This is a genomic window from Brasilonema bromeliae SPC951 (assembly GCF_012912135.1).
In the GTDB taxonomy this organism is placed as follows: domain Bacteria; phylum Cyanobacteriota; class Cyanobacteriia; order Cyanobacteriales; family Nostocaceae; genus Brasilonema; species Brasilonema bromeliae.
On the sequence record NZ_QMEB01000076.1, the window covers coordinates 11,476 to 23,777 of the forward strand.

Consider the following 12,302-nt stretch of genomic DNA (forward strand, 5'->3'; position numbering starts at 1 on the left):
TTTATCCCCCATAGAACTTTGTTGGTCGAAATTGAAGCAATTTCTCCGTTCTCGTGAAGCACGCACACTGGAATTACTCGATCAAGCAATGACTGATGCCGTAAATTATATTACCGAAGATGATGCCTACGAGAAGGTTCAATCATTGTGGTCTATTTACCTGAAAATTGCTGTAAAGACAGTTTCACTTGAGGATTTAAACCGCAACAGAAACTGAGACGACGTGTAGACGTAGAGATCTTAAACCGTTTAATTTACGATACTTTAAAAGTTATGTTAAGAAAGCGCCCTGCCCCCCAAGAGCCTTAATGATAAGTCTTTAACCGGACACGATATAAAGGTGCGATCGCCATTTACGACGATCCAGCCCGAAGTTAGAGCGAACTTCGACAATTCACCTCGCTTCACGTGAAGCAATGACAAGCAAATAACCATTGATTCAAAAAATGGTCAAGCAGAAAAAGCAATTTCTACTTGACCACAACGGGTGTAAATGATATAATCCAAACAATATTTTTGTTAGAACTATACTGAAGTTAGCTCAAAGGTTTTGAGATATTTCAGCCGATAATTTCTTTTTTGATTGAGTTCAGTTGTGCACCTAATTCTTGCCGAGTAGAACCTTTGAGTAAATAGCGGGAAGTAAACCAAATTGTGTAACCAATCCCTGTTAATTCCAGCAGCGGGCCTAGAAGTGGAATATCATTGACTGCATCTAGCACCGCCAACATTAGTCTGAGTAGAGTAACCGTCACCACAAGTAAAGCAAAGCTAATAACTGGCAGCTTGTATTCGTTGAAAAAGCTACCTAAATATTCAGGCAGTTCTGCTAAATATGTAGAAATTTGTCTACCAAACTGCTGCGCTTCTTCTTCAGTTTGAGTCGCAGGTGGTAGCATTGCCAGACTTCCTGGCTCTGAACCTTCAAGTTCTTTGATGCCTTCTTTTATCTTGGCATCAGTGTATTCAGCTTGTTGTAGTTCGCTGTCCATAGTATTTCCTCACTCTCAAATAACAACAATTTTTTCTACTTAAATTTGTGGTACTAGCCTACCATGTCAGAAAGTGCCGCAACTACACCATATTCGTCAGCTTTATCGCCAACACGTTCTGTGATTTCAGCACCAGCAATCTGATCATTGCGACTTGTATTCTGCACAACCACAAACAATCTATACCATTGGGAAACCAGAATCTCTCAATTCATGCAGCCCAGGTTTGGCACTGGATGATGAGTAAATACGCCTACAGCACACCTATGCAAACCTAAGACCATCCTTACTTCCTCCTACAAGCGAAAATTATTTGTACAAGAATCTTCTAAATGCAGTTAACCATATTGATACTATTTTTAAACGAAATTTTCACCCATCTTTTGGGATAAGTTTTCTCTTTATCAAATTGAAAAATTATTCGTTTTCAGATAAAGTCCAACCAAATGTTTTTAACAAAAAGTCAACTATACTGGAATTCCTGATTTAGCAATCTTTCTGGTAGGGATTGGTGAGCGCTATCTAAATTGTAGACCACATGCATCAAAGATTTTGGTGGGGGAGACTAACCCATTACTCATCCAGACGTCGCACTGTCCAACATTGCTGTCTCAAGCGCGACTCACGGCTGTGTTCTTCTCTATTCAATCTGAAGGTTTAGCTCATTTCCTGCAAATGGTGATCATTTATTTATTTTTGTGACTGTAATGCTTTACAATTTTTGCCAGAAAGTAGTCACAACAATACTACTAGTTCACCACACAAATTTTCACAGGTAATCAGAGTCTTGATAAACTAGTTTCAAACTCAACATCTACCAATCGCAGAAAAATACATAGTCAAGGAATACTCCTGTAGATTACAAAACTATATGCATATATAGTCTTACAATCTATCAACTTCGACATTTTTCTAATTGCGAGTCACAAAAAATCTTAAAAAAATAAATCATTCTCTCGGGAGAGGGTTCAAAATAACTAAATTCATAATCGAATAAATAGGAGAGATTTTGAAGGATAAAGCGAATAATGCCACTTTCTATAATTAGATAATTCGATTGTTATTACAGTCAGACGATGGATAGTTTTTATGTTTGTGAATTTTAATGCTTGCTGTTGTAGCGGCAAGATTTGAGCCAAGAACAGGAAAACCAAAACATTGACTCTTTACTTGCTGTTCGGGACAATGTTTTGCAACCACCTCAAAAAGTAGCGGGTAAAGCCAAAAAGCAGTATGAGCAAACTACAACCGCTATTGCTGAGTATCTCCGCAATACGAATCTGGAAGAACTGAATCCTGAAGGAATTCAGCAAGACTTGCAAAAATTACTAGCCGATCCTAAAGAAGGTGCGAATGCATTACGCGATCTGCCGCTATGCTGCAGCGAAGCTATCGCCTCTGGCAAGTTGATCGCGAAACCTTAGTCAAACTCGTGACGCAACGAGGAGATTTGAGTGAAGAGCAAGTAATACCGTTTCACTTTAAGGTTGATACAAATAGGCAGCAAGCAGCAATGCTTGGGGCTTTCTTGCAGGGCAGTATGAGCGCGTTTTGTGTAGATAAATGCGTCGTCCTTCGTTAACTCTTGAGTTAACATCATTGACTCTACTTACCCTTCAACTGATTGCTGTAGGGGTGTCGAGTTTTCCGGGTAGGTTTATGCAGAGTTTTTGAAAATTATAAGTAGCGATCTACCTAATCAAACGTAAAATGTCCGCAGCGTAAGCGCAGGCGCACGCAAGCGAGGGCGTTAGCGTATCCGTCGTGCCCAGCCCAGGATTTGTGGTCTAATCATAAGAATAAGCACTGCTCTAAGACAAGTCTCATATAGCCGCACCTGTGCCAGGATAAAAAGGGGGCTAAAAAAGTGGATTCGATATCACCTGATTTCACTGCGGAGTTCGTAAAATTATGCAATGCCACTAATCTTTATGATCAAGCGATTTTTCCGAAAAGCCCTGACATTATTGTCAGTGTACTACGCCTATATGCTTGAGTATCGGGCGGAACTCATTTTATGGGTACTGTCAAACTCTCTGCCAATTATTTTAATGGGAGTGTGGATACAGGCGGCGCAAGGAGGACGGTTTAATCTGTCACCTGTAGATTTTGCTCGTTACTTTCTTGCAGTTTTCATTGTTAGGCAAATCACAGTTGTTTGGGTCGTTTGGGAGTTTGAAAGGGAAATAGTAGAAGGAAAACTTTCACCACGCTTGTTACAACCTATTGATCCCGTGTGGCATCATATTGCTGCTCATGTTTCTGAGAGATCGGCTCGTTTTCCTTTTACATTGTTCTTGTTAGTCGTCTTTTTTCTCCTTTATCCGCAAGCTTTTTGGGTGCCAAGTTTCACAAAGATTTTTCTATTTTTGTTAGCGAGTGTACTGGCTTTTGTTTTACGCTTTATCATGCAATACTCATTTGCAATGCTTGCTTTTTGGACGGAACGAGCAAGTGCTGTAGAAAATTTTTGGTTTTTGTTTTATTTATTTTTGTCTGGAATGATTGCACCAATTGAGGTTTTTCCTGAATCGGTGCGCGCAATAGTCCTTTGCACACCATTTCCTTATATGGTTGATTTTCCTGCAAGTATTTTGGTTGGATTACCCGTGGATTTGGCACGGGGATTTTTGTCAATGGTGGGTTGGATTTTGGTGTTTTTGGGTTTGAATCGTTTACTGTGGCGACGGGGATTAAAGCGATACTCAGGGATGGGAGCATAGACAATTCAAAATCGCGTAGCGTTGCGAGTGAAGCGTAAGCGCAAAGCGCACGCGGCTTGGGCGTTAGCCGTAAGGCGAAAGCAGGCATACGCGCAGCGTGTCCCCTTGGGACTCAGCAATCTCAAAATTCAAAATATGTCCTATGGGCACACTACTTTGGAATTCGTAAGTTTTTCCTTTAGGAATTCCCCACGTGTAGCTATTGCAACCTGTTACGAATCAAAGAAACACCTCCCTCACTCACTCACTCCCTCCCTCAAGAGGTACAAAGGGCAATGCTTGCGGCTACGTCCTGCCTCAGTCACCTGGGGTGCGCAATTGACTTGTGTTTATCTGGACTTTATCATGAAGGATAAAAGGTTTATTTCTGACTTAACTGGCGATCGCTCTGGTACGCCGCTCCCAAAGGGATTATCACCACCTGCAAGCTTGAGATCATCCCACAAGAACAGTCAACAAGGTTTACCATGAAGAAGTATTAATTTTTAAACTTTTTTTCTAACTTTTTACCTTGTTTACATGGACTGGCAAGAAATTTCTGGAAACTGGGTACTTGTTCCGCGAAATCCTGTTGGTGTGATTCACTTTCTTGGTGGAGCATTTGTTGCTACAGCACCTCATCTGACGTACCGTTGGTTGCTAGAACAACTGGCAAGTAAAGGTTATGTTGTGATCGCGACACCGTTTGTGAACACTTTGGATCATAGTGCGATCGCAAAATCTGTCCTGTTAAACTTTGAACGCGCCCTAGAACGCCTACAGGATAGTTCGGCAATACGCAAGCGTTACCTTCCCATTTATGGAATCGGGCACAGCATGGGTTGTAAACTCCACTTGCTGATCGGCAGCCTCTTCAGTGTAGAACGCGCTGGCAATATCCTCATATCCTTCAACAACTATGCTGCACGGGATGCTATTCCCTTAATCGAACAGTTCAACTTAGCCGCCGTCGAGTTTACCCCCTCACCCTTAGAAACTAACAAACTCGTGCAAGATCGGTATAACGTTCGCCGTAACCTACTGATCAAATTTAGCAACGACACCCTAGACCAATCAACAGCTTTAACTGAACTATTAAAACAACGCTTTCCAGAGATGGTGATAGCACAGACGCTAAACGGAACTCACACCACACCCTTAGGGCAAGATATTAAATGGCAAACGGGAGAATCTTTCACGCCGTTTGACGCTTTTGGACAGTGGTTTAAGCAAGAAGTGTACCGTGATCTTAATCAGCTTAAAAGCATCATCCTCTTTTGGCTAAACCCTCTTGCCCATCCCATAATTAACTAGGGATATCATCAAAAAGCCAGATTTTCACAACAGTCTATACTCTAAATTATTATTAATTAATGATTATTGATTAATGAATAGTGCGTTTCAAATTTTAGTCATTGATGATGATCCAGCAGTACAGATACTTCTTTTAAGGATGCTGGAAAGACAGGGTTATAAAGTATTGGTAGCCAGCAACGGCAAGGATGGAATTACAAAAGCAATGGCTTGTTCTCCAGCGCTAATTATTTGTGACTGGATGATGCCTGGATTAAATGGATTAGAAGTTTGCCAGCGAATCAAGACAGACCCTCAATTATCTACCACGTTTTTTATTTTATTAACATCTTTAGATTCGGTAGCTGATCGTGTTAAAGGGCTAGATGCAGGTGCTGATGATTTTATCACTAAACCTATTGAACAAAATGAATTACAAGCGAGGGTAAGAGCAGGATTGCGTCTACACCAACTCAGTAAAGATTTGCAAACTCAAAAGGAAATTTTAGAAGCAGAATTGGCAGAAGCCGCAGAGTATGTGCGTTCCCTTTTGCCTATCCCAATGACGCATCCTATACAGATTAATTTCCAATTCATTCCCTCGCGTCAACTGGGGGGTGATTGTTTTGATTACTACTGGCTTGACTCTGATTATCTGGCAATTTACCTGTTAGATACCGCTGGACATGGACTCAGAGCAACTCTCCCCTCTCTTTCCGTGCTGAACTTACTGCGATCGCATGCTCTTGCTGGTCTGAATTATTATCAACCCAGTGATGTTTTGCAAGCGTTGAATAATACTTTTCAAATGAATTATCGAAACGATAAATACTTTACTATTTGGTATGGAGTTTATAACCGAGTTAAGCGACAGTTAATTTACGCAAGTGCAGGTCATCCACCAGCAGTCTTAGTATCTGGAAAATCTCCAACTAAGCCGAAAGTCCAAAGATTGAAAACCCCTGGTATGCCAGTAGGCATGTTTCCAGAGGTAAAATATGTAGATGACTTTTGTCAGATTGAAGAGTCCAGTTCTCTTTATATTTTCAGTGATGGTGCTTATGAAATTACCCAATCAGATGGCACTATTTGGACTTTGGACGCTTTTATTCAGATGCTAGTCACCTCACAGCTTCAATCTGAGGGTAAACTGGATCACATTTTGAATGGTATCATCTCATTAAACTCCAAAGAAGCTTTTGATGATGATTTATCTATGATCCAGGTTAAATTTGATTAATTTATTCCAGAACTAACTGTTTTATTGAACTCTTCTCGATTGGAATATATTTTAAATATTTTATCCATACCTGTCAGTTCAAACAATATCCTAACTTGCTCATTAATCGAGCAGATAACCATATTTCTATCTACAGATTTTAGAGCTTTAAAAGCTAACACCAAAGCACCCAAGCCAGAACTATCCATAAAAGTGACTTCTTTCAAATCAAGTAACACTGTTTTGGTACTACTTTCTTTTTGTAAAATTTCATCAATTTTTTTTCTCAACTCTTGCGATTGAGCCGCATCTAAAATTCCACTAGGTTGAATAACTTTGATTTCTTCTACCATCATAAGGAAACACTTTTTGTATAATTAATAACAAATTACTCAGTCTATACCCATACTAATTCATTTCAAAAACACTTGCCACATCAGTATGTATAAATTCAAAATAATAAGTCAATCATCATATCAAGATATTGACAAGTTCTTGATTTTTTCATACCGTGCTCAGCGAAAGACTTTATGCTTGTGGTGGAATGGGACTCACCTTGGCTCGATATAGCAGTTTATCACCTTGATGGTAACCAATGTAACGTACCTTAACCAGTTCACCAACTTGTGCAGTACCTTCTAAAAGTTGGTGTAGTTGGGGATCATAAGGTAGTTCTGCTCCTACACGTGCTATGGCTTCCACTCCCCACTGCTGCAAAAGTCTCTCTAAGGGTTTGTGCACTAACGGTACGATGTTGATCGCGCTTAATTGGGGATTTTCCCGTGCTTTGTGTGCTGCAGTGGGAAATTGCACCAACAAAGATTCCAGCAATTGTAAACTAGACTGCTGGAACTCTTGGAGCAATACCTGTCGTTGTTGTTGTATTTGCTGTTGCGATCGCTCGTATTCTTTTTTCAATTCTGCTATTTGTTGTAACAATTGTTGAGATTCGTTAGTTGATGTATCTTCACGTTTTACGAATTCTTGTTGAGAGAAGATTGTAACTAGCTCATTAAAAGTAATTTGTAGTGCTTGCGCTAACTTGAGGAGGACATCCACCCGCATCTGCTCAACTCCCAGCCGCCGTAGCCGCACAAGCTGACGCTCTGAGACGCCAGCAGTGCGACTCAGAGCTTTAAAACTAGAAATACCCACACGTTGCATTAAGTCATGCAACTGTGAAGTGAAATCGATGTGGGACATCGTTGGCAATGACTAACTGCTGGTTCCTCAGAACTACAGTTTAGTGGTTAGTGGTGCTTTTTGACAAGCAGATGAGTTATTAAGGATTAGGGAATAACAACTGACCAACTTCATGCCAAATGCATCTTCAAAACGCTTTTGGGGGCTTTGCGAACTTTGGCTAAGATAGTTTCTTTACCCAAACGCTGGCAAGCTTCATAGCGATGGCATCCAGAAAATCCATAATACTGTCCATCGACTTCTAATACATCGATTGGTTCTTGTTGCCCAATGGCAGCAATCGATTCCATGAGAGCTTTTACCTTGTGGGGATCGTTTGTACGTGGCAAAGGTCGCCGTATCTGATTTAAAGGAATCTCTTGAACTTTAATCATAAATAAGTTTTGTTGATAAATCGTGTCTTGTGGTTCTTGATATATCATAGTCGTTATGACTATGATTTGCAAGAAACTAAATTGCCAAAACTAATATTAGTTTGATCAAATAACTTGTGCCAAAAACTACTAAACTACATAGGAGTCAACTTTTCAAGGAACCCCAAAGGAGAAACAAGGGTCTTCATTTTAGGATCCTCCACTGTTATTTTTTCTCCAAGGATATTCCGGTTTGGGGGCTTACAACCAAATAAATCTAGCATGATCCTTCTGACCTCATACTGTTTTTGCGGCTTATCCACCCCAATACAGTTGTAGTGGAAGAACAAAGGTTTTATGAAAATTATCTGGCGTATTTCTTACACCGTACTGACCACGTTTTGTTTATTAGGTTTGACAGGAGCCTCAGGTCCTGCTAGCAACACAAAAGATGTGGAAATTAAGATTGGCATAGTGCAGCGATTTGGAGATAATTCCACAGAACAGCTACAATTAGAGCCTACCAAAGGCGATCGCCTGAGGCTAAAATTTCAAGATGGTAATCGTCAGCAAACCCTAGTGACTACCAACCCTGTCAAGCTGGAAGTCTTGATGGAAGCTTTACCAGCAGCAGTGGTCAAGGAAAGGGTTGTGCTGGGCACCTACCGCACCTACGAAACAGCCGAGGACAGCGCGAAACACTGGCGTGATAAGGGAATAGAGGTAGAAATAGCCCAACCAGAACGCTGGCAAGTTTGGGCAAAGCGCGAAGTGTATAACACTCCCTTACTCAGGCGTTTACTTCTTTCGAGTGTAGAAACAGCTGCTCAAAAGACTGCTTTTGTAGATAGCCAAGTTTTACAAAATGTACCGCGAGTCACGAGTCTATTGAATGGCAAACGCTACACCATAGATAATTTGGAAATTAGTAGTGATAAAAATTTAATTCGCGTTAACGAAAGTAAAAAACCAGAAAAAGCACGTCTTTACGCTGGACGGATGAAATTGCAGCCAAATGCTTACGGTAGCTATACTCTGGTTAACGAAGTAGCTTTAGAAACATACTTGCGTGGAGTTGTGCCGTATGAAATTGGTGCTTCAGCCCCTACGGCAGCAATGGAAGCACAAACGGTTCTTGCTCGGACTTATGCTCTGCGAAATTTACATAGGTTTGTGATAGATGGGTATCAATTGTGTGCTGATACTCACTGCCAAGTGTATTATGGGTTGAATGGAGTGACACCAAACACAGATCGGGCGATCGCAACAACACGCGGTATGGTTCTCACCTACAGAAACGAGCTCGTAGATGCCCTATACTCTTCTACAACAGGCGGCGTCACTGCTTCTTTTAGCGATGTCTGGAATGGTGATGATCGTCCTTATCTGCAACCCATCGTAGACGCTCCCAGCGATAAGGTATGGAATTTATCTGGGCAAAATTTAGCAGATGAAAACCAATTTCAACGGTTTATCAGTATCAAAATCGGATTTAACGAAAGCCAGAAAGACTTGTTCCGTTGGCGTAAGGAATCTAGCTTGAAAGATATTACCAAGGGTTTACAGAAATTTCTGAAAGTGAAAAATAGTCCCTACGCAAAGTTTCAAACTATCAGAGATATGAAAGTCGTAGAACGAAGCAAGAGCGGACGCATTCTTAAACTTGATGTCAAAACAGATATTGGCACCTTTTCTTTACATAAAGATGAGGTTCGCAGCGCTTTTGCTGCCCCTGTGAGCACACTGTTTTACTTACAACCCTTAAATAAAGGTGAATCTGAACTATGGGGATACGCTTTTGTTGGTGGCGGTTTAGGACATGGAGTTGGCTTAAGTCAAGTAGGTGCTCAAAATCTCGCTCAACTAGGTTGGGAGAGTCAGAAAATTCTCCAATTCTACTATCCTGGAACTAAAATTCAAATTCTCGGTAACGGGATTTCCGAAACCAATTGAGTGATTTGTTATACTCCAGATCCCCTTTCGCATTTGCAGGGTGACTGAGGGCTTTTTCTGGAGTAAACTAGACAGTCAAATAATTTACGGTTAATTAACAAAGTTAGGTTTGTTATCTTTGTTAGTAGCAGATTGCTAGAATTAAATTAATGAAGCAGGAACACGGGACACCCTGTGCTCCTGCTTACATAACGTGAATCTAGATTGAATGCCAAATTCGGCGTTGGAGCAGACACACCACAGAACGATTTCTGTTGTTAGTTCTGCTTCTTCTTCTTTCGTGTAGCTACGACATCGAAGACTCTTGCAAGAGGTTAATTTTTGAGAACCCTAACTTTTAATAAAGTTCCTCTTCCTGGTGGGTTTCGATTGTGGAGTTAGACCTTGGATAGGCGACACAGGTCAGCACATATCCAGATTGAATCTGGTCATCGTCTAAGAATGACTGGTCAGACTGATCTACTTCACCTTCTGTGATCTTACCAGCACAGGTAGAGCAAGCACCAGCGCGGCAAGAGTAGGGCAGGTCAAGACCAGCTTCTTCAGCGGCGTCTAGAATATATTCATCGTCCTCAACGTCAATTGTTTGGTTCAGCCCTTCAGCTTCGTTGATCAGTGTTACCTTGTAAGTTGCCATTTTGTAACTCTCTATGAGTGCAAATAGACTGTATAAGTTATCCTGAAGCAAAAAGTACGGCTTTTGTTATCGGAACAGCTGCCAATTAAAATTTGCTTCACCTTTGATACTACGAGAAAAATAAAACGATGTAGCCAGAAATTGAACTCGATTAGTAATGAAATTATGCGAGTTAATTATGATAAATTTATCTTATAAAAATCAGTATCCACTTCCTAGATTGTTAAGTAAAGTTACAGGTGTGAGATGCCTGTAAGCGTCTTGATAGTTGTGAACTTGCCTGCACTATTGGGAGGAATGAAGGTGATGCTCCCAAAGGAAGCCTTACCTGGCGCAAACGCCTGAAAAAACAAGATACCCGACAACTCTTACGAAGTCCGGAATCTGAAATTCCGAGGTTAACGGATTTGACATCACTCAGGAAGTGCGATAGCGAAGCGCTGCTGCTTTCAGCAGATCGCGTACTTATCCGATGATGGTTTCCCCCTACCTTGTCGCCAGCAGTTATCCGCTTCCCATGCACCATTTTCAGATTGTCGCTTGCGGCTGCGGACGGTGAGTGTGTTATACCAATTTGAAAAAAGAATGCGACAGATGGTAAATATATAGAGGTAGCATTTAGGGTGAGTGATGGCAGGGGTAACACATATCGAAATCCAAGAAAGTGTCGAAGAACTGGAGGCGTTGGTACGTCAACAGAATAATCCACGACTCAAAGAACGGTTACAAGCGCTTTACATGATAAAAAATCAAGGTATCACCGTGTGTGCGATTGCGCGGAGCGCAGACGCCTAAAGGCGTATCGCTAAAATACTCGGAAAGCATCGAAGCACCGTACAACGGTGGTTAGCAGATTATCGTGAAACTGGAATCGAGACGATGCTTGAATTTGGTGTAAGTCCAGGTCGAACACGAGTAATACCGAATTGGGCGGTTGAAAGTCTCAACAAACAACTAGAGGAGCCTGAAATTGGATTCGCTGGGTATAAACAAATTCAGCATTGGCTTGGTACTGTTTTAGGAATAGAAGCCGAATATGCCACGGTACATCATTTAGTACGTTATCAGCTCAAAGCTAAACTAAAAGTCCCACGTCCGCGCAATTGCAAGCAAGATATACAAAAACAGGAAGCTTTTAAAAAAACCTTGGTGACGACTTACAACTAATTTCTCAATATGCGGCTATTGTATTACCAACTTATAAAAATATCCGTTATTTTGTACAGGATGAAAGTCGGTTTGGACTCAAAACAATTGAAGGAAGAAGAATTACCCTTAAAGGCGTTAAGCCAACAGGCGACTGGCAATGGCAATTTCAAGCCTTCTGGCTTTATGGGGCAGTTGAGCCTCTAACAGGTGAAAGTTTTTTTTGGCAATTCTCTCATGTTGATACTGAATGTTACCAACAATTTTTAAACAAATTTGCTGCCTCTAATCCTAACAGCCTCAACATCATTCAGGTTGACAATGGATTATTCCACAAAGCCAAGAAATTGCAAATTCCAGAAAATATTATTTTATTGTTTCAACCACCTCATTCCCCAGAACTAAATCCTATAGAACGAGTTTGGGAACATCTTAAACGAAATTTGAAGTGGGAGTTATTCGATAATCTAGAACATTTACGCATTAAAGTTGCTGAACTTCTTGCTCAACTTACCTCTGAAGTCGCTGCTTCTCTGACTGGCTATGATTTCATTTTGAATGCCTTATCTGTCGCAAACATTTTTTGAATTGGTATTACCTTCAAATTGGAACAGATGATATTGCCAAGGCGTAGCAGTCACAAGTTCTTTGATGGATGCACCAAAGGTTCCAGCACAGATGCGGTAAAGTCCGCGTTCAGCGTCGTATTCATTGAAACCTTTTTGTGCTTGGTGGATGTGCCCGTGGAGGAAGAAGCGGAAACCACTGATACCATTTCACGAAAAGCCTGATACAAATAGAGCG

At 41.0% G+C, this 12,302-nt stretch carries 13 protein-coding genes and 3 pseudogenes; 11 read left to right on the forward strand and 5 right to left on the reverse strand.

The genetic code is table 11. The features are described 5' to 3' along the window. Positions 1-217 (forward strand): annotated as a pseudogene (locus DP116_RS11815) (hypothetical protein); the annotation flags it as partial. A gap of 343 nt (positions 218-560) precedes the next feature. On the opposite strand, the gene DP116_RS11820 reads toward DP116_RS11815, so the two are convergent. Continuing rightward, complete coding sequence (locus DP116_RS11820) at positions 561-992, reverse strand: CAAD domain-containing protein (protein ID WP_169155374.1); 432 nt, start codon at positions 990-992, stop codon at positions 561-563. Positions 993-2,113: 1,121 nt separating this feature from the next. Here DP116_RS11820 and DP116_RS11825 point away from each other — a divergent pair. The 5 genes and pseudogenes from DP116_RS11825 to DP116_RS11840 form a co-directional block, all read left to right on the forward strand. Beyond that, positions 2,114-2,460: pseudogene (locus DP116_RS11825) on the forward strand (MFS transporter); the annotation flags it as partial. Positions 2,461-2,926: 466 nt separating this feature from the next. Further along, a complete protein-coding gene (locus DP116_RS11830; RefSeq protein ID WP_169155382.1) occupies positions 2,927-3,715 on the forward strand; it encodes an ABC-2 family transporter protein in 789 nt (262 codons plus the stop codon). Between the two features lie 345 nt (positions 3,716-4,060). Next, the gene (locus tag DP116_RS29960) at positions 4,061-4,186 is read left to right on the forward strand and encodes a hypothetical protein (protein WP_281357401.1); all 126 of its coding nucleotides are present in this window, start codon (positions 4,061-4,063) and stop codon (positions 4,184-4,186) included. 48 nt (positions 4,187-4,234) lie between these two features. Next, complete coding sequence (locus DP116_RS11835) at positions 4,235-5,008, forward strand: DUF1350 family protein (protein ID WP_169155375.1); 774 nt, start codon at positions 4,235-4,237, stop codon at positions 5,006-5,008. Positions 5,009-5,081: 73 nt separating this feature from the next. Beyond that, entirely contained in the window at positions 5,082-6,227 is a 1,146-nt protein-coding gene (locus tag DP116_RS11840) for a SpoIIE family protein phosphatase (RefSeq protein ID WP_169155376.1), read from the forward strand. Here DP116_RS11840 and DP116_RS11845 read toward each other — a convergent pair. The 3 genes from DP116_RS11845 to DP116_RS11855 all read right to left on the reverse strand — a co-directional run bounded on the left by DP116_RS11845 (position 6,224) and on the right by DP116_RS11855 (position 7,783). After that, positions 6,224-6,559 carry an STAS domain-containing protein gene (locus DP116_RS11845; RefSeq protein ID WP_169155383.1) on the reverse strand — a complete coding sequence of 112 codons (336 nt, stop codon included), beginning with the start codon at positions 6,557-6,559 and terminating at the stop codon, positions 6,224-6,226. The two genes, DP116_RS11840 and DP116_RS11845, sit on opposite strands and share 4 nt — an antisense overlap. A gap of 175 nt (positions 6,560-6,734) precedes the next feature. Then, the gene (gene grpE, locus DP116_RS11850; RefSeq protein WP_169155377.1) at positions 6,735-7,409 is read right to left on the reverse strand and encodes a nucleotide exchange factor GrpE; all 675 of its coding nucleotides are present in this window, start codon (positions 7,407-7,409) and stop codon (positions 6,735-6,737) included. A gap of 110 nt (positions 7,410-7,519) precedes the next feature. Beyond that, positions 7,520-7,783: a ParB N-terminal domain-containing protein gene (locus tag DP116_RS11855; protein WP_169155384.1), complete on the reverse strand. Its 264-nt coding sequence runs from the start codon at positions 7,781-7,783 to the stop codon at positions 7,520-7,522. A gap of 336 nt (positions 7,784-8,119) precedes the next feature. On the opposite strand from DP116_RS11855, the gene DP116_RS11860 reads away from it, so the two are divergent. Then, on the forward strand, positions 8,120-9,715 hold the full coding sequence (locus DP116_RS11860) for a SpoIID/LytB domain-containing protein (protein WP_169155378.1): 1,596 nt from the start codon (positions 8,120-8,122) through the stop codon (positions 9,713-9,715). 337 nt (positions 9,716-10,052) lie between these two features. On the opposite strand, the gene DP116_RS11865 is transcribed toward DP116_RS11860, so the two are convergent. Next, positions 10,053-10,352 (reverse strand): ferredoxin, encoded by a 300-nt coding sequence (locus tag DP116_RS11865; protein ID WP_169155379.1) that lies wholly within the window; start codon positions 10,350-10,352, stop codon positions 10,053-10,055. A 630-nt stretch (positions 10,353-10,982) separates the two neighbouring features. Here DP116_RS11865 and DP116_RS28555 point away from each other — a divergent pair. The 4 genes and pseudogenes from DP116_RS28555 to DP116_RS11875 all read left to right on the forward strand — a co-directional run bounded on the left by DP116_RS28555 (position 10,983) and on the right by DP116_RS11875 (position 12,085). Then, positions 10,983-11,147: a hypothetical protein gene (locus tag DP116_RS28555; protein WP_211173221.1), complete on the forward strand. Its 165-nt coding sequence runs from the start codon at positions 10,983-10,985 to the stop codon at positions 11,145-11,147. A gap of 15 nt (positions 11,148-11,162) precedes the next feature. Further along, a pseudogene (locus DP116_RS30270) lies at positions 11,163-11,213 on the forward strand (hypothetical protein); the annotation flags it as partial. A gap of 18 nt (positions 11,214-11,231) precedes the next feature. After that, positions 11,232-11,519 carry a winged helix-turn-helix domain-containing protein gene (locus DP116_RS11870; protein ID WP_246275593.1) on the forward strand — a complete coding sequence of 96 codons (288 nt, stop codon included), beginning with the start codon at positions 11,232-11,234 and terminating at the stop codon, positions 11,517-11,519. Between the two features lie 86 nt (positions 11,520-11,605). Then, positions 11,606-12,085 (forward strand): IS630 family transposase, encoded by a 480-nt coding sequence (locus DP116_RS11875; RefSeq protein WP_339381444.1) that lies wholly within the window; start codon positions 11,606-11,608, stop codon positions 12,083-12,085. Positions 12,086-12,302: the final 217 nt, after the last annotated feature.